This window comes from Streptomyces sp. NPDC003720 (genome assembly GCF_042875075.1).
Lineage (GTDB): Bacteria > Actinomycetota > Actinomycetes > Streptomycetales > Streptomycetaceae > Streptomyces.
Window position 1 is genome coordinate 238,649 of the sequence record NZ_JBIANZ010000009.1, and the last position, 24,831, is coordinate 263,479.

General features: G+C 72.0%; 20 protein-coding genes. 10 read left to right on the forward strand and 10 right to left on the reverse strand.

Annotation, left to right across the window (positions count from 1 at the left end; translation table 11 throughout):
* The first annotated feature begins 185 nt into the window (after window positions 1-185).
* On the forward strand, window positions 186-1,838 hold the full coding sequence (gene pgi, locus ACFYU0_RS25425) for a glucose-6-phosphate isomerase (protein WP_389304346.1): 1,653 nt from the start codon (window positions 186-188) through the stop codon (window positions 1,836-1,838).
* 59 nt (window positions 1,839-1,897) lie between these two features.
* Here pgi and ACFYU0_RS25430 read toward each other — a convergent pair whose 3' ends face one another.
* From ACFYU0_RS25430 to ACFYU0_RS25440, 3 genes are all read right to left on the reverse strand, one after another.
* Complete coding sequence (locus ACFYU0_RS25430; protein WP_389304347.1) at window positions 1,898-4,180, reverse strand: FtsX-like permease family protein; 2,283 nt, start codon at window positions 4,178-4,180, stop codon at window positions 1,898-1,900.
* A gap of 239 nt (window positions 4,181-4,419) precedes the next feature.
* The gene (locus ACFYU0_RS25435) at window positions 4,420-5,208 is read right to left on the reverse strand and encodes an ABC transporter ATP-binding protein (protein ID WP_389304546.1); all 789 of its coding nucleotides are present in this window, start codon (window positions 5,206-5,208) and stop codon (window positions 4,420-4,422) included.
* A complete protein-coding gene (locus ACFYU0_RS25440; RefSeq protein WP_351669293.1) occupies window positions 5,166-5,681 on the reverse strand; it encodes a PadR family transcriptional regulator in 516 nt (171 codons plus the stop codon). The genes ACFYU0_RS25435 and ACFYU0_RS25440 overlap by 43 nt, the downstream gene beginning before the upstream one ends.
* Window positions 5,682-5,986: 305 nt before the next feature.
* On the opposite strand from ACFYU0_RS25440, the gene ACFYU0_RS25445 reads away from it, so the two are divergent.
* The 5 genes from ACFYU0_RS25445 to ACFYU0_RS25465 all read left to right on the forward strand — a co-directional run bounded on the left by ACFYU0_RS25445 (window position 5,987) and on the right by ACFYU0_RS25465 (window position 12,635).
* Window positions 5,987-7,258, forward strand: a complete 1,272-nt coding sequence (locus tag ACFYU0_RS25445; protein WP_389304349.1) for an ABC transporter substrate-binding protein — start codon at window positions 5,987-5,989, stop codon at window positions 7,256-7,258.
* A gap of 142 nt (window positions 7,259-7,400) precedes the next feature.
* Window positions 7,401-9,062 (forward strand): glycoside hydrolase family 13 protein, encoded by a 1,662-nt coding sequence (locus ACFYU0_RS25450; protein ID WP_389304351.1) that lies wholly within the window; start codon window positions 7,401-7,403, stop codon window positions 9,060-9,062.
* A 48-nt stretch (window positions 9,063-9,110) separates the two neighbouring features.
* On the forward strand, window positions 9,111-10,433 hold the full coding sequence (locus tag ACFYU0_RS25455; RefSeq protein ID WP_389304352.1) for an ABC transporter substrate-binding protein: 1,323 nt from the start codon (window positions 9,111-9,113) through the stop codon (window positions 10,431-10,433).
* Window positions 10,434-10,440: 7 nt separating this feature from the next.
* A complete protein-coding gene (locus tag ACFYU0_RS25460) occupies window positions 10,441-11,799 on the forward strand; it encodes an ABC transporter permease subunit (protein ID WP_389304354.1) in 1,359 nt (452 codons plus the stop codon).
* Window positions 11,796-12,635 (forward strand): carbohydrate ABC transporter permease, encoded by an 840-nt coding sequence (locus ACFYU0_RS25465; RefSeq protein WP_351669286.1) that lies wholly within the window; start codon window positions 11,796-11,798, stop codon window positions 12,633-12,635. The genes ACFYU0_RS25460 and ACFYU0_RS25465 overlap by 4 nt, the downstream gene beginning before the upstream one ends.
* 72 nt (window positions 12,636-12,707) lie before the next feature.
* On the opposite strand, the gene ACFYU0_RS25470 is transcribed toward ACFYU0_RS25465, so the two are convergent.
* The 6 genes from ACFYU0_RS25470 to tkt form a co-directional block, all read right to left on the reverse strand.
* The gene (locus tag ACFYU0_RS25470; protein WP_389304356.1) at window positions 12,708-13,205 is read right to left on the reverse strand and encodes a lamin tail domain-containing protein; all 498 of its coding nucleotides are present in this window, start codon (window positions 13,203-13,205) and stop codon (window positions 12,708-12,710) included.
* 192 nt (window positions 13,206-13,397) lie between these two features.
* Window positions 13,398-14,180: a 6-phosphogluconolactonase gene (pgl, locus tag ACFYU0_RS25475; protein ID WP_351669284.1), complete on the reverse strand. Its 783-nt coding sequence runs from the start codon at window positions 14,178-14,180 to the stop codon at window positions 13,398-13,400.
* A complete protein-coding gene (gene opcA / locus ACFYU0_RS25480; protein WP_389304358.1) occupies window positions 14,177-15,217 on the reverse strand; it encodes a glucose-6-phosphate dehydrogenase assembly protein OpcA in 1,041 nt (346 codons plus the stop codon). Before opcA ends, pgl begins: the two co-directional genes overlap by 4 nt.
* A complete protein-coding gene (gene zwf / locus ACFYU0_RS25485) occupies window positions 15,214-16,752 on the reverse strand; it encodes a glucose-6-phosphate dehydrogenase (RefSeq protein WP_389304360.1) in 1,539 nt (512 codons plus the stop codon). The genes opcA and zwf overlap by 4 nt, the downstream gene beginning before the upstream one ends.
* A gap of 1 nt (window position 16,753) precedes the next feature.
* Window positions 16,754-17,872: a transaldolase gene (gene tal / locus ACFYU0_RS25490; protein WP_389304362.1), complete on the reverse strand. Its 1,119-nt coding sequence runs from the start codon at window positions 17,870-17,872 to the stop codon at window positions 16,754-16,756.
* 33 nt (window positions 17,873-17,905) lie between these two features.
* Window positions 17,906-19,993 carry a transketolase gene (tkt, locus tag ACFYU0_RS25495; RefSeq protein ID WP_389304364.1) on the reverse strand — a complete coding sequence of 696 codons (2,088 nt, stop codon included), beginning with the start codon at window positions 19,991-19,993 and terminating at the stop codon, window positions 17,906-17,908.
* Between the two features lie 379 nt (window positions 19,994-20,372).
* On the opposite strand from tkt, the gene ACFYU0_RS25500 reads away from it, so the two are divergent.
* The 4 genes from ACFYU0_RS25500 (at window position 20,373) to ACFYU0_RS25515 (ending at window position 23,775) form a co-directional block, all read left to right on the forward strand.
* A complete protein-coding gene (locus ACFYU0_RS25500) occupies window positions 20,373-21,362 on the forward strand; it encodes a heme o synthase (protein WP_389304365.1) in 990 nt (329 codons plus the stop codon).
* 69 nt (window positions 21,363-21,431) lie between these two features.
* A complete protein-coding gene (locus tag ACFYU0_RS25505) occupies window positions 21,432-21,764 on the forward strand; it encodes a hypothetical protein (RefSeq protein WP_351669279.1) in 333 nt (110 codons plus the stop codon).
* A 100-nt stretch (window positions 21,765-21,864) separates the two neighbouring features.
* On the forward strand, window positions 21,865-22,971 hold the full coding sequence (locus ACFYU0_RS25510) for an amidohydrolase family protein (RefSeq protein WP_389304367.1): 1,107 nt from the start codon (window positions 21,865-21,867) through the stop codon (window positions 22,969-22,971).
* 51 nt (window positions 22,972-23,022) lie between these two features.
* Window positions 23,023-23,775 (forward strand): nucleotidyltransferase domain-containing protein, encoded by a 753-nt coding sequence (locus tag ACFYU0_RS25515; protein WP_389304368.1) that lies wholly within the window; start codon window positions 23,023-23,025, stop codon window positions 23,773-23,775.
* Window position 23,776: 1 nt separating this feature from the next.
* Here the strand turns inward: ACFYU0_RS25515 and ACFYU0_RS25520 are convergent, their stop codons facing one another.
* Window positions 23,777-24,787: a heme A synthase gene (locus tag ACFYU0_RS25520; protein WP_389304370.1), complete on the reverse strand. Its 1,011-nt coding sequence runs from the start codon at window positions 24,785-24,787 to the stop codon at window positions 23,777-23,779.
* Window positions 24,788-24,831 lie beyond the last annotated feature (44 nt).

A 24,831-nucleotide genomic window follows, 5' to 3' on the forward strand; every position in this document is an offset into this window, starting at 1 on the left:
ACAGCCGCCTTCCCCAGGCGTGCCGCCATCGCGCTGACACCTGCCCGCAAGCCGGACGTACCTGTTGTTGCCCGCGTGGACGACGTCATGAGCGCTCGTCCCCGGTGCTGATCAACTAGGTTGGGACCGGCAGCGGGGCAAGGTACACAGCAGGACAGCTCGCAGGAAAGAAGGCTGACGTCGAGATGAACGCAGACGGCCGTACCAGGCTCAACCAGACGCCCGAGTGGAGCGCTCTCGCCAAGCACCGGGAGGAGCTGGCCGACACCCATCTGCGGGACCTGTTCGCCGCCGATCCGGCGCGCGGCGCCGGGTACACGCTGCAGGTCGGCGACCTGCACATCGACTACTCCAAGCACCTGGTCACCGACGACACGCTGCGGCTGCTGCGCGACCTCGCCGCCGCGACCGACGTCTTCGGCCTGCGGGACGCCATGTTCCGCGGTGAGAGGATCAACATCACCGAGGACCGGGCGGTGCTGCACACCGCGCTGCGGGCCGCTCCGGACGCGGTGATCGTGGTCGACGGCGAGAACGTCGTGCCCCGGGTGCACGCCGTGCTGGACAAGATGGCGGGCTTCGCCGAGCGGGTCCGGTCCGGTGAGTGGACCGGCCACACCGGCAGGCGGATCCGCAACGTCGTCAACATCGGCATCGGCGGTTCCGACCTCGGGCCCGCCATGGCCTACGAGGCGCTGCGCGCTTATACGGCACGGGAGTTGACCTTCCGTTTCGTCTCCAACGTGGACGGCGCCGACCTGTACGAGGCGATCCGCGACCTGGACCCGGCGGAGACGCTGTTCATCGTCGCGTCCAAGACGTTCACCACGATCGAGACGATCACCAACGCGACCTCGGCCCGCTCCTGGCTGCTCGACGCGCTCGGCGACGAGAAGGCCGTCGCCCGGCACTTCGTCGCCCTGTCGACCAACGCCGAGAAGGTCACCGGGTTCGGCATCGACCCGGACAACATGTTCGAGTTCTGGGACTGGGTCGGCGGACGGTACTCGTACGACTCGGCGATCGGCCTGTCGCTGATGATCGCGATCGGCCCGGACCGGTTCCGCGAGATGCTCGACGGATTCCGTACCGTCGACGAGCACTTCCGCACCGCGCCCGCCGAGACCAACGTCCCGCTGCTGATGGGCCTGCTGGGCATCTGGTACGGCAACTTCCACGACGCGCAGACCCACGCGGTGCTGCCCTACAGCCACTACCTGTCGAAGTTCACCGCCTATCTCCAGCAGCTCGACATGGAGTCCAACGGCAAGTCGGTGCAGCGCGACGGGAGCCCGGTGCGGTGGCAGACCGGACCGGTCGTCTGGGGCACGCCCGGCACCAACGGGCAGCACGCCTACTACCAGTTGATCCACCAGGGCACCAAGCTGATCCCGGCGGACTTCATCGGCTTCGCCCGCCCCGTCGACGAGCTGAGCGGTGAACTGGAAGCCCAGCACGACCTGCTGATGGCGAACTTCTTCGCCCAGACCCAGGCGCTCGCCTTCGGCAAGACCGCCGACGAGGTCCGCGCGGAAGGTGTGCCGGAGGAACTCGTCCCGCACAAGACCTTCCCGGGCAACCGGCCGACGACCACCATCCTCGCCCGCGAGCTGACCCCGTCCGTGCTCGGCCAGCTCGTCGCCCTCTACGAGCACAAGGTGTTCGTGCAGGGCGCGGTGTGGAACATCGACTCCTTCGACCAGTGGGGCGTGGAGCTGGGCAAGGTCCTCGCCAAGCGGGTCGAACCGGCCCTGACCGAGGGCGCGGACGTGCCCGGCCTGGACGCCTCCACCCAGGCGCTGGTCGCCAAGTACCGGGAGCTGCGCGGCCGTAGCTGACCGCGGCGTGCGCCGGGCCGGAGGCGGGCGCCTTCGGCCCGGCGGACCGGCTCCGGCGCTCAGGCCACCGCGCTCAGCGTGTCCGCCTGCCGCCGCCGTGCCGCCCGGGCGGCGGGCAGCGCGGTCAGGGCGGCGGCCCCCAGCACGGCGCCCGCCGCCAGCGCGAGCAGCAGACCGGGCGGGGGCGACTGGGCGATTCCGGCGCCGATGCCGCTGGAGTCGCCCTGGGCGTCGATCAGCCGGTGCGCCAGCGGCAGCCCCAGCGCCGTTCCGGCGACCGCGGCCGCCAGCGCCGTACAGGTCGTCGCCGTGACGGTGATCGCACCGATCTGCCGCGGTGACATGCCGATCGCCCGCAGGGCCAGCACGTCCCGCTCGCCCTCCCGGACGCCGCCGCCGATCGCGGTGAGCAGCTCGACCAGACCGATGAGGGCGAGCACCGCGACCAGTCCGGCGACGACCGCGCGCAGCGGCGACAGGCCGTCGGCCGGGTTCGGCACGGCCGCCACGTCCAGGTGGCCGTGCCCGGCAGCGGCGAGGGCGGCCGCGACCCGCTGCAGATCGGCGCCGGGGCGCAGCCGGAGCTGGTAGAACGCGGGGGACAGGGCGGGGTCGTTCTCGCGCAGGGTGTCCACGGAGGTCGTCACCACCCGGCCGGCGTTCTGCGGTTCGAGGCTGCGGCCCACGATGTGCAGGATCTGCGGCCGCTCGCCCACCGTCATCCGCACCCAGTCGCCGACCCGTACGTGCAGCAGGTCGAGCAGGCCCTGCCCGGCCACCGCCTCGTCCGGTCCGCGCGCGGCCCGGCCCTCGGCGAGCGCGTACGGATAGGGCCGGTCGTGGGTGCCGAGGCCGCGCAGGGCGATCGTCCCGGTCTGGCCGGGCACCAGCGCGGCCACCTCGACCCCCGGGTAGGCGGCGGCCACCCGGCGGTTGGCCGCCAGCACCGCGCGGACGTCCGCGTCGCCCAGGGAGCCGTCCGAACGGACCGCCAGCGCGGCCGGCAGGCCCACCCGCTCCGGGCTGCTGTGGAACCGGTCGATGGTGGTCCAGGCGCTGAGCGCCACCACGATCAGCGTCAGCGGCAGCGTCAGCCGGGCCACACCGGCCAGCGACCGGCCGCGGCCCGCGAACGCCTTGTGGCAGCCGAGCACGAGCGCCGCGGGCAGCCGCAGCCCCAGGGCGCCGCGCGCCAGGCCGGTCAGCCGGCCGCCCGCCGGGGCGGACGGGCGCGGCACCGGCACCGGCGGAACCCGGCCCGCCCGCCACGCCGCGAGCCCCGTCGTCAGGCCGATGAACAGCATCGCGCCCACGGGCACGGCGGACAGGGCGACGGTGTGCCCGGGCAGTGTCTGCCACACGCCCACCGCGTCGCCGAGCCGCCCCGGGACCCGCCTGCCGCACCCCTCGGTCAGCGCCGCCGCGGCCACCGCGCCGAGCGCCGCGTACGCCAGGTGCTGCAGCAGGAAGACCCGCACCACCTGCCCGGGCGTGAAGCCGATCGCCTTCAGCACCGAGATGTCCCGCAGATGGCCCCGTATGCGGGTGCCGATCGCGCCGTGCACGGCGAGTCCCGCGGCCACCAGGGCGCCCAGCCCGAACAGGCCGAGCACCTGGCCCAGCAGCCGGTTCTCGCCCTGCGCCGCGGCCCGCGCCTGCTGCCAGGTGGACACCTCGCCGACCGCGCCCGCGCCCAGCACGGTGACGGCGCGCTGCACCGCGTAGTCCGTGTCGGCCGGGTCGCCGAGGCGCAGCCCGGTCACCTGGCCGGCGGGGGCGCGCACGGCGGACGGCAGGGCCCAGACCAGGCCGGGCTGGGAACCTGGGCTGTATCCGGGCTCGGCGCTGTCCGCTATGCCCGCCACGGTGAGCGTCCGGGCGGTGCCGGGCAGCGTGAGGGTGTCGCCGGGCTCGGCCAGCAGCGCCCGGGCCAGCCGGCTCTCCAGGACCACGCCGTCCGGCCGTCCAGGGTCCAGCCAGTGGCCCGCGGTGAGCACCGGGCGGCCGACGGAGGGCGGCCGCGGGGTGCCGCGCAGCTCCACGGCGGCCCGGGTGCCGCGGCCGGCGACGGTGGCGGACTCGGTGGGGTAGGGGCCGGCGACGGACTCCACACCGTCCAGCCGGGCGAGCGCGCGGGCGTCGGCCGAGGCGGCGGTGTGGATCCACACATGGGCCCCGTGGGCCTGGGTGAAGGTCCGCTGCCAGGGGTTGGTGGCGTAGCCGAACAGGGCCGCGGCCAGCAGCAGGGAGGCGACGATGCCGGCGGTGGCGAGCGTGATGAACAGCGCCTCGCCGCGGTGCGTGCGCAGATCGGAGTGGGCCCAGCGCAGGGTGGCTCGCACGGCTCAGTCCCTGGTTCGGTGGCCGTACGGCCGGCGCGCGGTGAGCCGCCGGTGCGCCGTCGGCCGGTGCGCCGTGCGCCGCCGGGCGACCGGTTCCCGGGCGGTCGGTTCGTGCACCGTCGGTCCCTGGGCGGTCGGTACGTGCGTCGCGGGTCCGTGGGCGGTCGGTACGTGCGTCGCGGGTCCGTGGGCGGTCGGTACGTGCGCCGCGGGTCCGTGGGCGGTCGTTCCGTGCGTCATCAGTCCCTCAGCTCCAGCACGCCCGCCGTGCCCGGCTTCCGGGACGGCGGCCCGTCCAGGACGGCGTCGTCGGCTATCCGGCCGTCGAAGAAGCTGATCACGCGGTCGGCGGCGCTGGCCAGCCGGGCGTCGTGGGTCACCAGGACGATGCTCTGTTCGCGTCCGTGGAAGCGGGACAGCAGCCGCATCACCTCGCGGGTGCCCTTGCTGTCCAGACTGCCCGCGGGCTCGTCGGCCAGCAGCAGCGGCGGATGGTTGACCAGGGCGCGGGCGAGCGCGACCCGCTGCTGCTCACCGCCGGAGAGCTCGCCGGGCATGCTGCGCTCCTTGCCCGCGAGACCCAGCTCGGCGAGGAGTTCCACGCGCTCGGCCCGGGCCCGCTTCGGGGGCACGCCGGCGAGCAGGGCGGGCAGCTCGACGTTGTCCGCGACCGACAGGTTCGACACCAGGTTGAAGAACTGGAAGACGATCCCGATGGCCTTGCGGCGCTCCACCGCCCAGCGCGCCTCGCTGAAGGAGTCCGTGCACCGGCCGTCGAGCCAGATGCTGCCCTCGTCCGGCCGCTGCAGCCCGCCGAGCAGGTGCAGCAGCGTGGACTTGCCGGCCCCGGACGGCCCGGTGATCGCCACGAACTCGCCGCGCGCCACGCTCAGGCCGACCCCGCGCACGGCGTGCGCGGGCGCGCCCTCGCCGTGGTGGGTCTTCACCAGCCCCTCGGCGCGCAGCAGCGGAACGGAGCCGTCGTTCACTCCAGTCCCTCCAGTTCCTCCTGGCACCGCTCCAGCCAGTCGAGGTCGGCCTGCAGATGCAGCATCGCGCCCTCGATGAGCAGCTGGGCGATTCGGTTGTCCCGGCTCTCGGCCGCGGCCAGTTTCGACAGATCGCGCATGGTGTTGAGGTACTGGCGCCGCTGCCTGTTGATGAGTGCGACCTGGTCGGCGAGACCGGTCTGCGGGGCCAGCGCGAGCTTCATGAAGAACTCGTCCCGTACCCGCGGCTCGTCCTCGGTCTCCTCGAACCAGGCGTGCAGCGCCTCCCGCCCGGCGTCGGTGAGGTGGTAGACCTTCTTGTTGGGCCGGCTCGACTGCTCGACGTCCTCGCCCTCGATCAGTCCCGACTTCTCGAGGCGGCCGAGGGTCACGTAGATCTGGCCGACGTTCGGCTGAGGGTACGCGGAGCCCAGCAGTTGCTCAAGGCCCTGCTTCAGCTCGTACCCGTGGGCGGGACCGCGCGCGAGCAGTGCCAGGAGGGGCAGGCGCACTCGTGCTCTCCTCCTAGTCCGCGAATGTGCTCCAGGCCCACAGGGCCTGGCATCAATCTCACGTCTGCCCGGCGGCGTCTGGCACGCACGGTCGCCGCGTTGCCGAACCGTCCGCGTGGCTCCGCCACGAGGACGCTCCGGCGCCTTGCGATCGCACGCACCAGACGCCGCCGGGCCCGCCCTACGGGCGGACGACGTGAGATTGACGCCAGGCCCTAGTATCGCCCATACCTAACAGGTATACATGGCCTCTGACTCCGGGCGAGGGTGCCCGGAGCCGGGTGTACGTGTTCAGGGAGGAACCTATGCGGTGGATGCGCGCCGCCGGTAGGGGGCTCCTGGTTCTCGCCGTGGTCCTGTCCGGGTACGTGGCCTCCGGCGCCCGCGCCGGCGAAGCCGGAACCGGCGGGCGCGGGCCGCTCACCCTGGCCACCGCCGGCGACCTGACCGGTTACCTCGGCCCGCTGCTGCGGGGCTGGAACCGCACCCACCCCGGCGAGAAGGTGACCCTCGTCGAACTCCCGGACTCCGCCGACGAGACGTACGCGCAGATGACCACGGACCTGCGCGGCGGCGACCGGGGCCGGTTCGACGTCCTCAACATCGACGTCAACTGGACCGCCGAGTTCGCGGCGGCCGGCTGGATCCGCCCGCTGCCCGGCGACCGCTTCCCGCTGGGCGCCTTCCTGAAGCCGGTGGTGCGAACCGCCAGGTACGACGGGCGGCTGTACGCCGTCCCGTACGTCACCAACGCCGGGCTGCTGCTGTACCGCAAGGACGTCCTCGCCAAGGCCGGGGTGCCGCCGCCGCGCACCTGGGCCGAGCTGGAGCGCGACGCCAAGACCGTCGCGCCCAGGTACGATCTGGACGGCTACGCGGGCCAGTTCCTGCCCTACGAGGGCCTCACGGTCAACGCGGCCGAGGCGGTCTACTCGGCGGGCGGCACCATCCTCGGCGACGAGGGCGCCCGCGTCACCGTGGACTCCGACGCCGCCCGCGAGGGCATCGGCTTCCTCGCCCGCGGTCTGCGCGAGGGCTGGATCCCCAAGGCGGCGCTGACGTACAAGGAGGAGGAGTCCAAGGAGGCCTTCCGGGACGGCCGGCTGCTCTTCCTGCGCAACTGGCCCTACGCCTACGCGGCCGCCTCGGCCCGGGGCTCCAAGGTCGCCGGCCGGGTCGGCGCCGTGCCGCTACCCGGACCCGACGGGCCGGGCAAGAGCGTCCTCGGCGGATCCAACCTGGCCGTCAACACCCACGCGCGGCACCCTGATTCGGCCGCGCGCCTGATCGCCTACCTCACGAGCGAGCGCGTCCAGCGCCAGGTGCTGACGCGGGGCGCGCTGCCTCCTGTGCGCGCCGCCCTCTACGACGATCCGGCCCTGATCGCGCGGTTCCCCTATCTGCCGACCCTGCGCGCCGCCGTCCTGTCGGCCGAGCCGCGCCCCACGAGCCCGCACTACGACCAGGTCAGCCTGGTCGTCCAGGCCGTCGTGCACGACGCGCTGACCGGGCGCCAGACGCCCTCGGCCGCAGTGCGCCGGCTGGCGCGGGAACTCGACGCCGTCGCCGGCCGATAGCCGTCTCCTAGTTACTTGTTAAGTAACGCCGACATCTCAACTCTGCTCAGGATGCCCGAGTAGGTCCGTTTTTGCGTACCCAACTCTCCAGAAGCGTTCGTTCTTTTCATTGACACCCTCGCGACACGCCTACCTAACATGCATGCATAACTGCTGCCCTTCACAGAGACAGGCCTCAGGGTTGAACAGGCATCATTGGTGGCGTGACGCGGTGATCTACCAGGTCTACGTCCGCAGCTTCCTCGACAGCACCGGCGACGGCGTCGGCGATCTGGCCGGCGTGCGCGCCGGACTGCCGTACCTGAAGAAGCTCGGCGTCGACGGGATCTGGCTCAGCCCGTTCTACCCCTCGCCCCAGCACGACCACGGCTACGACGTCGCCGACTACCGCGACGTCGACCCGCTCTTCGGCGACCTCGCCGAGTTCGACCTGCTGATGGCGGCCGCCCGGCGGCTCGGGATCAGGGTCCTGCTGGACATCGTCCCCAACCACTGCTCCAGCCAGCACCCGTGGTTCCGAGAGGCGCTCGCCTCGCCGCCCGGCAGCCCGGCCCGGGCCCGCTTCCACTTCGCCGACGGGCGCGGCCCCGACGGCGGCGAACCGCCCAACAACTGGCACGCCATGTTCGGCGGCCCGGCCTGGACCCGGGTCACCGAGGCGGACGGCCGGCCCGGCCAGTGGTACCTGCACATGTTCACGCCCGAACAGCCCGACTGGAACTGGCGGAACCCGCAGACGCCCGCCGAGTTCGACCGGACCCTGCGCTTCTGGCTCGACCGCGGCGTGGACGGCTTCCGCATCGACGTCGCCGCCGGACTGTTCAAGCACCCCGCACTGCCCGACTCGGACGACCCGGAGGCCGACGCCCGCACCCGCGACTCGGTCAACCCGCTGGCCTGGAACCAGCCCGAGGTGCACGACGTGTGGCGGCAGTGGCGGGCCACCTGCGAGGAGTACACCGCCCGCGACGGCCGCGAGCGCCTGCTGGTCGGCGAGGTCTCCGTGCCCACCGCCCGCGAACACGCCGAGTACGTCCGCCCCGACGAACTCCACCAGGCGTTCTTCTTCGACCTGCTCGGCGCCCCCTGGGACGCCGACGCCTTCCGCAAGGTCGTCTCCGAGGCCATGCAGGACATCGCCGGCACCGGCTCGACCGTCACCTGGGTCCTCAACAACCACGACCAGGTGCGCACCGTCACCCGCTACGGCGAACCCGCCACCGGCGGCAGCGGCCTCGGCCCCGCCCGCGCCCGGGCCGCCGCGCTGCTGATGCTGGCGCTGCCCGGAGCCGCGTACATCTACCAGGGCGAGGAGCTGGGCCTGCCCGAGGTCGTCGACCTGCCCGACGACGTGCTCACGGACCCGATCTTCCGCCGCACCGGAAGCCGGGCCCGCATCCGCGACGGCTGCCGGGTGCCCCTGCCGTGGTCCGGGCAGGCCTCCCCGTTCGGCTTCACCTCCGGCGCGGAGAGCGCCAAGCCCTGGCTGCCGCAGCCGGAGTACTTCGCCGAGTACGCCACCGACCGCGCCCTCGCCGACACCCGCTCCTTCTGGCACCTGTACCGCGACGGCCTGCAACTGCGGCGCTCACTGCCCCAGTTGGGCGAGGGCACGCTGCGCTGGCTGGACACCCCGCCGGGCGTCCTCGGGTTCGTCCGCGGCGACGGCCTGGTCTGCGCCGTCAACTTCACCACCGCGCCCACGCCCGCACCGGCCGCCGGCACACCCCTGCTGTCCAGCGGGCCCTGCCCGGCCGGGGTGCTGCCCGGCTCGACGGCCGCCTGGTGGCTCACCGACCTCTGACCTCCCCCGCTCCACGTCAACTCCCACCCTCCCGAAGGGACATCAACGATGATGCGACGTACCACCCTGCTCACCGGCTGCACCGCCCTCGCCCTGGCGCTCGGCGCGACCGCCTGCGGCGGCGGCCCCGTCTCGGCCGGCGGCGGCGACAAGGCGCTCAGCGGCCAGACGGTCACCGTGGCCGGCGTCTGGTCCGGCAGCGAACAGAAGAACTTCCAGAAGGTGCTGGACGCCTTCACCGCGAAGACCGGCGCCAAGACCCAGTTCGTCTCCACCGGCGACAACGTCTCCACGGTCGTCGGCAGCAAGATCGAGGGCGGCAACGCGCCCGACGTGGTGATGGTCCCGCAGGTCGGCGTGCTCCAGCAGTTCGCGAAGAAGGGCTGGCTGAAGCCGCTGTCCACCGCCACGGGCAAGTCCGTGGACGCCGGCTACGCGCCCGTGTGGAAGAAGTACGGCAGCGTCGACGGCACCCTCTACGGCCTCTACTTCAAGGCCGCCCACAAGTCGACCGTCTGGTACAGCCCCGAAGCCCTCGCCCAGGCCGGGGTGAAGCCGCCGAAGACGTACGACGAGATGCTCAAGGCCGGGCACACCGTCTCCGACTCCGGGCTCGCCGCCTTCGCCGTCGCCGGCCAGGACGGCTGGACCCTCACCGACTGGTTCGAGAACATCTACCTCTCCCAGGCCGGGCCCGGGAAGTACGACGCCCTCGCCGCGCACAAGCTGAAGTGGACCGACGCCTCCGTCGTCCAGGCGCTCGGCACCCTCGGCAAGCTGTTCAAGGACAAGCAGCTCGTCGCGGGCGGCCAGAAGGGCGCCCTCAACACCGACTTCCCGGGCTCGGTGGAGAAGGTGTTCGGGCCCAAGCCGCAGGCCGGCCTGGTCTACGAGGGAGACTTCGTCGCCGGCGTCGCCCACGACCAGTTCCAGCGGACCATCGGCAAGGAGGCCGACTTCTTCCCGTTCCCGGCGGTCGGCGGCGGCAAGGCGCCGGTGGTCAGCGGCGGCGACGCGGCCGTAGTCCTCAAGGACGGCAAGAACGCCAAGGCCGGCATGAAGCTCCTGGAGTACCTCGCGACCCCCGAGGCTGCGGCCGTGTGGGCGAAGGCGGGCGGCTTCCTGTCCCCGAACAAGAAGCTCGACCTCGCCTCCTACGGCGACGACGTCACCCGCGCCACCGCCAAGTCCCTCGTCGGCGCCGGCGACTCCGTCCGCTTCGACATGTCCGACCAGGCGCCGGCCGCCTTCGGCGGCACCAAGGGCAGCGGCGAGTGGAAGCTCCTGCAGGACTTCCTGCGCGACCCGTCCGACCCGAAGGGGACCGCGGCGAAGCTCGAGGCCGCCGCGGCCAAGGCCTACCAGGACTGACGGACCGATGACCGCCACCGCACTCGTGTCCAAGGAGGCGGCCCCGCGCGCCGCCGGCGCGGCCCGCAGGCGCCGCGGCCGGCGGCGGGCCCGGACCGTCGCCCTGCTCTTCGTCTTCCCCGCCCTGCTCCTGCTCGGCGCGCTCGTCGTCTACCCGGTGCTGTTCTCCGTCGGCCGCAGCTTCTTCGACGCGTCCGGCACCCGGTTCGTCGGCGGCGGCAACTACACCGAGATGTTCCACGACCCGGCGACCCTGAAGGCCATCCGCAACACCACCATCTGGGTGGTCGTCGCCCCCGCCCTGCTGACCGGCCTCGGTCTGATCCTGGCCGTCCTGGTGGAGAAGGTGCGCTGGGCCACGGCGTTCAAGCTGCTGCTGTTCATGCCGATGGCGGTCTCCTTCCTCGCCGCCGGCATCATCTTCCGGCTCGCCTACGACGAGGACCCGGACAAGGGCGTCCTCGACGCCGCCGTGGTCTCCGTGCACGACGCCTTCGAGGGCACCTCGTCGTATCCGACGGCACGGGGCCGCGACGGCCTGCTGGACCGGGGCCGCGACGGGGCCTACCTCAGCCACGCGGCCGCCTCCCCGGGCGACCCGGTCACGCTGCCCATGGTCGGCGTGCTGCCCGGGGACCTGCCGCGCGACGCCGCGCCCGCCCGGCCGGCGGCGCGGCGCGGCGCCGCCGCCGGTGAACTGCGCGGCGTCGTCTACCTGGACTTCACGCCCGGCGGGGGAGGGAAGCAGGGCCGGGTCGACCCGGAGGAGAGCGGCCTGCCCGGCATGAAGGTCGAGGCGCTGCGCGACGGCAGGACGGTCGCGAGCACCACGTCCTCCTCCGACGGCTCGTTCCGCTTCACCGGACTCCCCGAGGGCTCGTACACGGTGAAGCTGCCCGCGTCCAACTTCGCGCCGCCCTACCAGGGCGTCTCCTGGCTCGGCCCGACGCTGGTCACCCCGGCGATCATCGGCGCCTACCTGTGGATCTGGACGGGCTTCGCGATGGTGCTGATCGGCGCGGGTCTGTCCAGCCTGCCCCGGGACGCGCTGGAGGCGGCGCGGATGGACGGCGCGAACGAGTGGCAGATCTTCCGCCGCATCACCGTGCCGCTGCTCGCCCCCGTGCTGACGGTCGTCTTCGTCACCCTCGTGATCAACGTGATGAAGGTGTTCGACCTCGTCTACATCATCGCGCCGGGACCGGTGCAGGAGGACGCCACCGTGCTCGCGACCCAGATGTGGCTCGTGTCGTTCGGCGGCGGCAACAACCAGGGGCTGGGCAGCGCCCTCGGTGTGCTGCTGCTCCTGCTGGTGATCCCCGCGATGGTCTTCAACGTCCGCCGCTTCCGAAGGAGTCAGCGATGAACGCGGTCAGGCGCGGCCTGGGCAACGGCCTGGTCCAGGCGTTCCTCGTGGTGATCGGCCTGGTCTGGGTGACCCCGCTCGCCGGACTGTTCCTGTCCTCCCTGCGCTCGGCCCGGGACACGGCGAAGGGCGGCTGGTGGACGGCGCTGGCCAGCCCGGGGCAGCTGTCCTTCGACAACTACGCGGCCCTGCTGAAGAACGCCGGCATCACCCAGGCCTTCTGGAACACGGTGCTGATATCGGTGCCGACGACCGTCCTGGTCGTCGTCATCGCGGCCCTCGCCGGATACGCCTTCGCCTGGCTGGACTTCCCCCTGCGGGAGCCGCTGTTCCTGCTGGTGGTGGCCCTGCTGGTGGTGCCGGTGCAGATCGGCCTGCTGCCGGTGGCCAAACTCTTCGGTCAGCTCGGCCTGTTCGGCACGATCCCCGGCGTCGTCCTCTTCCACGTCGCCTACGGCCTGCCCTTCGCCGTGTTCCTCCTGCGCAACTACTTCGCGGAGATGCCGAAGGAGATGCTGGAGGCGGCACGGATGGACGGCGGCAGCGAATGGCGCATCTTCACCCGCCTGATCCTCCCGGTGGGGCGCCCCGCCATCGCCTCGCTCGCCATCTTCCAGTTCCTGTGGGTCTGGAACGACATGCTGGTGGCGCTCCTCTTCGCCGACAGCTCCTCCCAGCCCCTGACCGTCCAGCTCCAGTCCCAGATCCGCCAGTTCGGCAGCAACATCGACGTCCTGGCCCCGGGCGCCTTCCTCTCCCTGATAGTCCCCGTGATCGTCTTCTTCGCCTTCCAGCGGCACTTCGTCCAGGGCGTGATGGCGGGCTCGGTCAAGTGACCCCACCTGACGGGGACGACGGAGGCGGCCGGCGACCCGGCCGCCTCCGTCGTGTGCGGATCCGCCCCGGCGTCAGCCGTGGAAGGTGATGTAGCCGTTGCCGTCGCGGTCGTTGGCGGACTTGGTGTAGGCGTGGGTGTCCGCGTGGGCGCCGGAGGACTTGTACAGGCGGATGGTGTCCTTGTCGTTGTTCCAGATGAAGTTGCAGTTCTGGCGGTAGACGACGTTCCTGGCGTCCGAGTCGGTGCCGTGGCCACCGCGCAGCTTCACGTAGTCGCCGGGCTCGAGGTAGTGGTTCCTGGAGAAGACGAACTTGTTGCTGCTGGTGTTGTCCCTGACCACGTAACCCTTGAGGTTGACGGTCGCGGTGCGCGAGTAGTTCTTGATCGTCACGTACTCGCTCTTGCTGTTGCCCGAGGTGCAGCTGTTGGAGTCCCGCCCCGGGGCGTCGTACTGGACGCCCTTGATCTTCAGGGCGGAGGAGTACTCGGCGGCCTGGGCCGGGGCCGCGACGGTGACGGCGAGCGCTCCGGCCGAGACGGCAGCGGCCAGCGCGAAACGTATACGCATGAGGTCCCCCCTCAATCGTGCGAGTGATGCGCCAGGAGCTTACACAAAAGATGAGGGTTACATGTACGTATGATGTTGGAAGTGTGAAGAATCCGGCTGAGGGGGAGTCAGTCCGCGGCAACGCGAGGGGGGCGGCGGGGAGTTGATCCTCCCTGCCGCCCCCGTCCGTCATCCGTCACGGGAAGGTGAGCCTCACGGTGACGCCGGCGGATACAGCGAGCGCGGCAACTGCGAGGCCGCCGCGGCGTCCAGCAGCCACAGCGTCCGCGAACGTCCGCGGGCGCCCGCCGCGGGAGCCTGCACCTCGCCCGCGCCCGACAGGGCGATGGCCACCGCCTGGGCCTTGTCCTCACCGGCCGCGAGCAGCCAGACCTCGCGGGCCGAGCGGATCGCGGGCAGGGTCAGCGAGACCCGGGTCGGCGGCGGCTTGGGCGCGCCGTGCACGCCCACCACCGTGCGCTCCGTCTCGCGGACCGCGGGCAACTCAGGGAAGAGCGAGGCCACGTGGGTGTCCGGTCCGACGCCCAGCATCAGCACGTCGAAGGACGGCACCGGGCCGTGGTTCTCCGGCCCGGCCGCCTTGGCCAGTTCCGCCGCGTAGGCCTCCGCCGCCGCCTCCACGTCCGTACCGTGCGGACCGTCGGACGCGGGCATGGCGTGCACGCGCTCCGGGTCCAGCGGTACCGCGTCCAGCAGGGCCTCGCGGGCCTGCGTGACATTGCGCTCCGGATCGCCCTCGGGCAGATAGCGCTCGTCGCCCCACCACAGGTCGAGGCGGCCCCAGTCGATGGCGTCGCGGGCCGGCGCCGCCGCCAGCGCGGCCAGCAGGCCGTTGCCGTTGCGGCCGCCGGTGAGGACCACGGACGCGCTGCCCCGGGAGGCCTGCGCGTCCACGATCCGGGTGATCAGGCGCGCCGCGGCGGCCTGTGCCATCAGTTCCTTGTCGTGATGCACGACCAGCTGCGGAGTGCTCACTTCGACGTCGCCTTCTTCGCCGGGGCCTTCCTCGCGGCCGCCTTCTTCGCGGGCGCCTTCGCGGCCTCCTTCGCCGGTTCGGCCTCCGGATCGGCCGCCGCCGGCTCAGGCGCGGTGTTCAGCCGCTCCACGCCGTAGGCCAGCGCCGAGGCGTAGGTGTCGTCCGGGTCGAGCCGCCGCAGCTCCTCCGCGATCAGCTCCGCGGTGTCCCGCCGCTTCAGCGCCACCGCGCGGGCCGGCTGACCCTCGATGGACAGGGTCGCCAGCGAGCCGTCCGCCCGGTCCAGCGTGATGGGGCCCTCGCTGGTCTCCATCCGCACGGCCGTGAGGCCCGGACCCGCGGACGGCGAGCGCCGGACGGGGACGTCCAGCCGGTCCGCCAGCCACATCGCCAGCAGCTCGCAGCTCGGGTTGAACTCCTCGCCCTCCACCTCGACGGCCTTCACCTCGCACACCACCTGGTCCAGGGCCGCCGCGAGCATCGAGCGCCACGGCGTGATCCGGGTCCAGGAGAGGTCGGTGTCGCCGGGCGCGTAGGTCTCCGCACGGGCGGACAGCTCCCGCACCGGCTGCTCGGCGGCATAGGTGTCGGTCACCCGGCGCTGGGCCAGCGCGCCCAGCGGGTCGCCCGCCGGGTCCAGCGGCGCGTTCACCGGCCACCAGACGACCACCGGGGCGTCGGGCAGCAGCAGCGGCAGCACCACCGAGTCGGCCTGCTCGGACACCTCGCCGTACAGCCGCAGGACGACCGTCTCGCCGGTGCCCGCCTCGGCGCCCACCCGCACCTCGGCGTCGAGCCGCGAGGACGTGCGGTCGCGCGGGGAGCGCGAGACCCGCTTGATGACCACCAGGGTGCGCGAGGGGTGCTCGCGCGAGGCGTCGTTGGCGGCCTTCAGGGCGTCGTAGGCGTTCTCCTCGTCGGTGACGATGACCAGGGTCAGCACCATGCCGACGGCGGGGGTGCCGATGGCCCGGCGGCCCCGGACGAGCGCCTTGTTGATCGCGCCGGCGGTGGTGCCGGTCAGGTCTATCTTCATGGCCGGCGCCAGCTCCGTCCGTCTCGTGCGAGCATCTCGTCCGCCTCGACGGGCCCCCAGGTGCCCGACTTGTACTGCGCGGGCCTGCCGTGCCGGTCCCAGTACTCCTCGATCGGGTCGAGGATCTTCCAGGACAGCTCGACCTCCTCCGTGCGCGGGAACAGGTTGGCGTCGCCGAGCAGCACGTCCAGGATGAGCCGCTCGTACGCCTCCGGGCTGGACTCCGTGAACGACTCGCCGTAGGCGAAGTCCATGGACACGTCCCGGATCTCCATCGAGGTGCCCGGCACCTTGGAGCCGAAGCGCACCGTGATGCCCTCGTCCGGCTGCACGCGGATGACGACCGCGTTCGAGCCGAGCTCCTCCGTCGCCGTGTGGTCGAAGGGGGAGTGCGGGGCCCGCTGGAAGACCACCGCGATCTCGGTGACCCGGCGGCCGAGGCGCTTGCCGGTGCGCAGGTAGAAGGGGACGCCCGCCCAGCGGCGGTTGTCTATCCCCAGCTTGATCGCGGCGAAGGTGTCGGTCTTCGACTTGCCGTCGATGCCGTCCTCTTCGAGGTACCCGATGACCTTCTCGCCGCCCTGCCAGCCCGCCGCGTACTGCCCGCGCACGGTGCTGCGGCCCAGGTCCTTCGGCAGCCGGACGGCGCCGAGCACCTTGGTCTTCTCCGCCGCCAGCGCGTCCGCGTCGAAGGAGGCGGGCTCCTCCATGGCCGTGAGGGCCATGAGCTGCAGCAGGTGGTTCTGGATGACGTCACGGGCGGCGCCGATGCCGTCGTAGTAGCCGGCGCGGCCGCCGACGCCGATGTCCTCGGCCATCGTGATCTGCACGTGGTCCACGAAGGACCGGTTCCAGATCGGCTCGAACATCGTGTTGGCGAAGCGCAGCGCCAGGATGTTCTGGACGGTCTCCTTGCCGAGGTAGTGGTCGATCCGGAACACCTGGTCCGGCTCGAACACCTCGTGCACGACCTTGTTCAGCTCCTCGGCCGACTTCAGGTCGTGTCCGAACGGCTTCTCGATGACCGCGCGCCGCCAGGAACCCGAGGACTGGTCGGTCAGACCGTGCTTCTTGAGCTGCTGGATGACCACCGGGAAGGAGCGCGGCGGCACCGACAGGTAGAAGGCGAAGTTGCCGCCCGTGCCCTGGGCCTTGTCCAGCTCCTCGATGGTGCCCCGCAGCCGCTCGAAGGCGTCGTCGTCGTCGAAGGTGCCCTGGACGAACCGCATCCCCTGGATGAGCTGCTGCCAGACCTCCTCGCGGAACGGGGTCCGGGCGTGCTCCTTGACGGCTTCGTGGACCTCGGCCGCGAAGTCCTCGTGCGCCCACTCGCGCCGGGCGAAGCCCACCAGCGAGAAGCCCGGCGGCAGCAGACCCCGGTTGGCGAGGTCGTACACCGCGGGCATCAGCTTCTTGCGGGACAGGTCGCCCGTGACGCCGAAGATCACCAGGCCCGACGGCCCCGCGATGCGCGGGAGCCGTCGGTCGGCGGGATCACGGAGCGGGTTCGCTCCGGAACCGGTGAGGCGTGACAACTCAGCCCTCCGAGGGGGCGAGGCGCTCGAGCTCCGCCTGGGTCGACTTCAGCAGGTCGTTCCAGGACGCCTCGAACTTGTCGACGCCCTCGTCCTCCAGCAGCCGCACGACGTCGTCGTAGGCGATCCCGAGCCGCTCCAGCGCGTCCAGGTCGGCACGCGCCTGCTCGTAGGTGCCGGAGACGGTGTCGCCGCGGATCTCGCCGTGGTCCTCGACGGCCTCCAGCGTGGCCTCCGGCATGGTGTTGACCGTGTTCGGCGCGACCAGCTCGGTGACGTACATGGTGTCCTGGTACGCCGGGTCCTTCACGCCGGTCGACGCCCACAGCGGACGCTGCCGGTTGGCGCCGGCGTTCTCCAGCGCGCTCCAGCGCTCCGAGCCGAACACCTCCTCGTACGCCTGGTAGGCGAGCCGGGCGTTGGCGATGGCGGCCTTGCCGCGCAGCGCCTTGGCCTCGTCGGTGCCGAGGGCGTCCAGACGCTTGTCGATCTCGGTGTCCACACGGGACACGAAGAACGACGCCACGGAGTGGATCTTCGACAGGTCCAGGCCGCGCTCCTTGGCCTTCTCCAGGCCGGAGAGGTAGGCGTCCATGACCTTGCGGTAGCGCTCCAGCGAGAAGATCAGCGTGACGTTCACGCTGATGCCGTTGCCGATCGTCTCGGCGATCGCCGGCAGGCCCGCCTCGGTGGCCGGGATCTTGATCAGCGTGTTGGGGCGGTCCACCAGCCAGGCGAGCTGCTTGGCCTCGGCGGCGGTGGCCTTGGTGTTGTGCGCCAGGCGCGGGTCGACCTCGATGGAGACCCGGCCGTCCTGGCCGTTCGTGGCCTCGAAGACCGGGTGCAGGATGTCGGCGGCGTCGCGGACGTCCGCCGTGGTGATCATGCGGATGGCCTCTTCGACGGTGACCTTGCGGGCGGCGAGGTCCGACAGCTGCTGGTCGTAGCCGTCACCCTGCGAGATCGCCTTCTGGAAGATCGTCGGGTTGGTGGTGACGCCCACGACGTGCTGCTGGTCGATCAGCTCGGCGAGGTTGCCGGACGTGATCCGCTTGCGCGACAGGTCGTCCAGCCAGATCGCCACGCCCTCTTCGGAGAGGCGCTTCAGTGCGTCTGTCATGGAATTACATCTCCTACGTGTCGTATATGAGCGTCAGCGCTGGGCGGCGGCCAGGGATTCCCGGGCCTTGGCGGCCACGTTCTCGGCGGTGAAGCCGAACTCGCGGAAGAGCACCTTGCCGTCGGCGGAAGCACCGAAGTGCTCCAGCGAAACGATGCGGCCGGCGTCCCCGACGTACTTGTGCCAGGTCAGGCCGATGCCCGCCTCCACGGCGACACGGGCCTTCACGGACGGCGGCAGCACGGAGTCCCGGTACCCCTGGTCCTGCTCCTCGAACCACTCCACGGACGGCATGGACACGACCCGGGTGGGCACGCCCTCGGCCTGCAGCTCCTCACGCGCCTCCACGGCCACGTGCACCTCGGAGCCGGTGGCGATCAGGACGACCTGCGGCTCGCCGCCGTCGGCCTCCATCAGGACGTAACCGCCGCGCGCGGCCTCGTCGTTGGGCTCGTAGATCGGCACGCCCTGCCGGGTGAGCACCAGGCCGTGCGGCTGCCCCTTGCCGAACTCCTTGGTGTAGCGCTTGAGGATCTCGCGCCAGGCGATCGCGGTCTCGTTGGCGTCCGCCGGGCGGACGACGTTCAGGCCCGGGATCGCGCGCAGCGAGGCGATGTGCTCGACCGGCTGGTGGGTCGGGCCGTCCTCGCCGAGGCCGATGGAGTCGTGCGTCCACACGTAGGTCACCGGCAGGTGCATCAGGGCCGACAGCCGCACCGCGTTGCGCATGTAGTCGGAGAACACCAGGAAGGTGCCGCCGTAGACGCGGGTGTTGCCGTGCAGGGTGATGCCGTTCATCTCCGCGGCCATGGAGTGCTCGCGGATGCCGAAGTGGATCGTGCGGCCGTACGGGTTCGCCTCCGGCAGCGGGTTGCCCGCCGGCAGGAAGGAGCTGTCCTTGTCGATGGTGGTGTTGTTCGACCCGGCGAGGTCGGCGGAACCGCCCCACAGCTCGGGGATCACCGCGCCGAGGGCCTGCAGAACCTTGCCGGAGGCGGCACGCGTCGCGATGCCCTTGCCCGGCTCGAAGACCGGGAGCTTCTCCTCCCAGCCGGCCGGCAGCTCGCCCTTGGCGATGCGGTCGAAGTCGGCGGCGCGCTCGGCGTTGCCGTCCCGCCACACCTGCAGCGACTTCTCCCACTCGGCCTTCGCCTGCGCCCCGCGCTCCAGCGCCTTGCGGGTGTGGGCGAGGACCTCGTCGGCGACCTCGAAGCTGCGCTCCGGGTCGAAGCCGAGGACGCGCTTGGTCGCCGCGACCTCGTCGTCGCCGAGCGCCGAGCCGTGGGCGGCCTCGGTGTTCTGCGCGTTCGGGGCCGGCCAGGCGATGATCGAGCGCATCGCGATGAAGGACGGCCGGTCCGTGACCTGCTTCGCGGCCTCGACGGCGTCGTAGAGCGCGTGCGGGTCGAGGTCGCCGTCCGGCTTCGGGGCGACCCGCTGCACGTGCCAGCCGTAGGCCTCGTAGCGCTTGACGGTGTCCTCGGAGACGGCGGTCTCGGTGTCGCCCTCGATCGAGATGTGGTTGTCGTCCCACAGCAGGATGAGGTTGCCGAGCTTCTGGTGGCCGGCCAGCGAGGACGCCTCGGCCGAGATGCCCTCCTGGAGGCAGCCGTCACCGGCGATGCAGTAGATGTAGTGGTCGAAGGGCGACTCGCCCGGCGCGGCCTCGGGGTCGAACAGCCCGCGCTCGTAGCGGGAGGCCATCGCCATGCCTACCGCGTTGGCCACACCCTGGCCCAGCGGGCCGGTCGTGGTCTCCACGCCCTTGGTGTGTCCGTACTCGGGGTGGCCCGGGGTCTTCGAGCCCCAGGTGCGGAAGGACTCCAGGTCCTCCAGCTCCAGGCCGAAGCCGGCCAGGTAGAGCTGCGTGTAGAGGGTCAGGGACGAGTGGCCGGCGGACAGCACGAAGCGGTCACGGCCGACCCACTCCGGGTCGGCCGGGTCGTGCCGCATCACCTTCTGGAAGAGGGTGTATGCGGCCGGGGCCAGGCTCATCGCCGTACCGGGATGGCCGTTGCCGACCTTCTGTACGGCGTCGGCGGCCAGGACCCGGGCGGTGTCCACGGCCCGCTGGTCCAGCTCGGTCCACTCAAGGTCTGTGGTGGTCGGCTTGGTGCTCACCCTGGGTCAGGGCTCCTCTCCACATGTCGGACGCCGGCCCTGGGGGCGTGCCCCCTCCCGGCCGCCGGTGCGCACTGCCTGCACACCGGCCGTCACGAGCCTACCCCCGTAAGGACGTGCGTTTTTTCGAGTCATTACAGACTGCCGGGACTCTTGGACATCCGCCTCCCGACTGGCCGACAGCGCATTTGGCAGATGAATACGGAGCCGCTCATCCGACTGCTCAATCGAGCCCCACCGCACCTCGGACGCGCGGCCGGCCAACACGACCCCACCCCCGCTGAGGCCGGGGTCTGGGCAACGTCTAAAGTGGCGTGGTACGCGCGAGCCCTTACCCGGCCTTCAAAGAGGGGAGGCTCGCTGGGAGTCTCTGTCAGGGGTGTGCGTGACGGCCGTCGAATCCCGTCCTGGGGGCACCTCCCAGGCCCTTGAGGCACTGGGGGAGGGTGCGGTTCCTGATGCGAACCGGAGCCCGGTTCACCGGCCGTTCGGGGCCCGTGTCAAGGCGTTCGTGGCGCTGACCAAGCCGCGGATCATCGAGCTGCTGCTCATCACCACCGTTCCGGTGATGTTCCTGGCTCAGCAGGGCGTGCCCGACCTGAAGCTGGTCCTCCTCACCTGTGTGGGCGGGTACCTCTCGGCGGGCGGCGCAAACGCGCTGAACATGTACATCGACCGGGACATCGACGCGCTGATGGACCGCACCTCGCAGCGGCCGCTGGTGACCGGCATGGTCAGCCCGCGCGAGTGCCTGGCCTTCGGCATCACCCTGGCGGTCGTCTCGACGCTGCTGTTCGGGCTGACCGTCAACTGGCTGTCCGCCTGGCTGTCACTCGGAGCGCTCCTCTTCTACGTCGTCGTCTACACGATGATCCTCAAGCGGCGCACCTCGCAGAACATCGTCTGGGGCGGCATCGCCGGCTGCCTGCCGGTGCTGATCGGCTGGTCCGCGGTGACGAACTCGATGTCCTGGGCGCCGGTGGTCCTCTTCCTCGTCATGTTCTTCTGGACGCCGCCGCACTACTGGCCGCTGTCCATGAAGGTCAAGGAGGACTACGCGCGCGTGGGCGTGCCGATGCTCCCCGTGATCGCCTCCAACAAGGTGGTCGCCCGGCAGATCGTCATCTACAGCTGGGTGATGGTCGCCGTCTCCCTGCTGCTCACCCCCCTCGGCTACACCGGCTGGTTCTACACCGTGGTCGCCCTCGCGGCCGGCGGCTTCTGGCTGTGGGAGGCGCACGGACTGCAGAACCGGGCGAAGGCCGAGGTCACGGGCGTGAAGCTCAAGGAGATGCGGCTGTTCCACTGGTCCATCACCTATGTCTCCATCCTCTTCGTCGCGGTCGCCGTCGACCCGTTCCTGCGCTGACCCGCACCGGGCACAGGTCACACGGCCCTGCCCTCGCCAGTCGATCTACCCGTGAGTAGCATCCTGTCCATGGCAGACACGCAGCAGGTTGACCCCAAGGACGAGCGCCGCGCGGCGAAGCTGGCCCGGCAGATCGGCGCCTTCTCCAAGGCCCACGGCGGCGCCGAGGGCCAGGTGGCCCACATCGGCGAGCGCGGCGCCCGCATCGTGCTCGTCGGCGCGGACGGCGGCTGGGGCGACCTGGTGGCGCCCAGCACCGCCGTCGCCGAGCAGGCCGTGGAGAAGGCCGGCATCACCGTCCACGAGTCCTTCGACGGCGAGTTCGCCGCCAAGGTGACCACCGGACGCTACGAGTGGAGCCGGATGGCGGGCATCCAGGTCGGCGGCCCGAGCAACGGCTGACGCCTGGGGCCGCCAGTTCGAACGGCCCTGAGGCGGCACCGGATCGCGGGTTCACCCGTTAGGCCCTGCAAGAAGCGCAGCGCCTCCCCGGGGAGCCCGCATGATCGAAACGCCGTCCCTCGTGGACCAGTACTGCCACGGCGTGCTGCGCACCGAGCTGGGCCTCGGCACCTTCGAGGCCCGGCTCGCGCGCACCGAGGGACCGCCGGCGCCGGGCACCACCCTCTTCGACACCCAGACCGGCTTCGCCGTACGCCGCTGGTGCCCGCCCCTGCTCGGCCTGGAGCCCCACTGCCCGCCCGCCCGGTACCTGGCCCGGCGCCGCGAACTGGGCGTCCTGGAGGCGGGCCGCCGGCTGCTGCGGGGCAGCGGGATCACCACCTACCTGGTCGACACGGGCCTGCCGGGCGACCTCACGGGCCCGGCGGAGCTGGCGTCCGCGGGCGACGCCGAGGCCCACGAGATCGTCCGCCTGGAACTCCTCGCCGAGCAGGTCGCGGACACCTCGGGCACCGTCGAGTGCTTCCTCGCCAACCTCGCCGAGTCGGTGCACGGGGCCGCCGCCGAGGCGGTCGCCTTCACCTCCGTCGCCGGCGTCAGACACGGCCTGGCCCTCGCCCCCGAGCCGCCGGGCCCGGGCGAGGTGCGGGGCGCGGCGGGCCGCTGGCTGGCCGGACGCCGGGTGGGCGGGGCGCTGACGGACCCGGTGCTGCTGCGGCACCTGCTGTGGATCGCGGTCGCCTCGGGCCGGCCCCTCCAGCTCCACGCCGGGCTCGGCGAGCCCGGCTCCCGCATCGACCGCACCGACCCGGTGCTGCTCACCGACTTCGTGCGCGCCACCGCCGGGCTCGGCACCGACCTGATCCTGCTGCACGGCTACCCGTACCACCGCCACGCCGCCCACCTCGCCGGAGTCTTCCCGCACGTGTACGCCGACTCCGGCGCGGCCCTCGTGCGCACCGGCGCCCGGGCGGTCACGGTCCTCGCCGAGATCCTCGAACTGGCGCCCTTCGGCAAGATCCTCTTCTCCAGCGGCGGCCACGGCCTGCCCGAGCTGCACGTCGTCGGCGCCCTGCTGTTCCGCGAGGCCCTGAGCCGGGTGCTGGGCGCCTGGGTCGCCGAGGACGCCTGGTCACCGGACGACGCCCAGCGGGTGGCCCGGATGGTCGCCGCGGACAACGCGCGGCGGGTCTACGCGCTGGACTGAGGGATGTGCGCAGGGGTGTGCGGCGGCGCCGGCGCCGTACAGACTGCTGCCATGCCCACCGATGCCACGCCGACCGAAGCGCTCCTCGCCCGCTTCCTGCGCGACCTCGCCCCGCTGCGGCCGCTGGCCCTCTGGGCGCACGGCTCGCTGGCCGGCGGCGACTACCAGGAGGGCCGCAGCGACCTCGACCTGATCGCGGTGCTCCCGGACCCGCTCACCCTGGGCACGGTGCGCGGGGTGGTCCGGACGCACCGCAGGCTGCGCGCCGCACCGCTCGCGGCCGGGCTGCACTGCACCTACCTCACCCCGGCCGCGTCGGGGGACCCCGGCCGGTCCCACCTGACCTGGGCGCACGGCCGTGTGACGCGCCGCCCGGTCACCCCCGTGACCCGGCGTGAACTGCACGACTTCGGCCGGGTCCTGCACGGCGGGCCGCCGGCCGGGCTGCTGCCGCCGGTCCCGGACCGGCAGCTCGGCGAGTTCGTCGTACGGGACCAGCGGGACTACTGGCGGCCCCATGTGGACCGCGCCCGGCTGTGGCGGCAGGACGTCTGGGTGGACCTCGGACTGCTCACCTTCGCCCGCGCCACCGTGACCCTGCGCGACGGACGGCTGGTCTCCAAGCGGGAGGCGCTGACCGAGCTGGCCGCCCTGGGCGCGCCCGCCGAGGTCGTGGAGGACATCACCCGGCGGCGCTACGGCGCTCCGGCCCCGCGGGACGAGGCCTGGCTCGCCCGCCGCGCCGGGCTGACCCGGGCCTACCTCGGCCCGGCGATCGACGAACTGGTCACCGTGTACGGATGACCTACGCGCGCGTGCCCACCGCCACCTCGGCAGAGGGGCCGGGCACGTCGAGGGCGCCCCCGGGGCGCTCCCGGAGCGCGAGCAGCACCCGCAGCACCCCGATCCACACCAGGCACGAGCCGAGCATGTGCAGGGCGACGAGGATTTCGGGCAGGTGCGTCAAGTACTGCACGTAGCCGATGACACCCTGCCCGAGCAGGATGAGGAACAGCTCCCGGGTGCGTGCCAGGGGTCCGCCGGGCGCGTCCACCGCCTTCAGCACGAACCACAGCGCGAAGGTCAGCGTCACCACGATCCAGGCGAGCACCGCGTGCAGCTTGGAGACGGTCTCCCAGTCGATCGGGATCCGCGGCACCTCCGAGGAGTCGCCCGCGTGCGGGCCGGCCCCGGTCACCACCGTGCCGACCGCGAGGAGCAGCACCGAGGCGGCCACCAGGAACCACACGAGCTGCTGCACCGCCTTGCCGACCAGCGGACGCGGCGCCTCGTCGCCCTCGCGGGTGCGCTGCCACATCACCGTGGCGATGGCGATCAGCCCGGAGGAGAGCAGGAAGTGCGCGGCGACCGTGTACGGGTTCAGGCCGACCAGGACGACGATGCCGCCGAGCACCGCGTTGCCCATGACCACCCAGAACTGCGCCCAGCCCAGCCGGGTCAGGCTCCGCCGCCGCGGCTTCTGGGCACGCGCGGCGACGATCGCCCAGCCGACGGCGGCGCACAGCACGTACGTCAGCATGCGGTTGCCGAACTCGACGACCCCGTGGAAGCCCATGGCCCGGGTGGTGGTCAGCGAGTCCTCGGTGCAGGTCGGCCAGGTCGGGCAGCCGAGGCCCGAGCCGGTGAGGCGGACCGCGCCGCCGGTGACCACGATGATCACCGCCATGACGAGCGCGGCGAGCGCCGCCCGCCGGACGGTCCGGGGATCCGGGGTCCAGCGGTCGGCGATGAAGGCGAGCGGGTTGCGCAGCGCCGCGGTGGCGTCGGCGAGGGTCAGCTTGGGCACGTGCACCATGGTAGGCCGCCGCTTGTGCACACTTTCACGAGGGTCCATCGCGC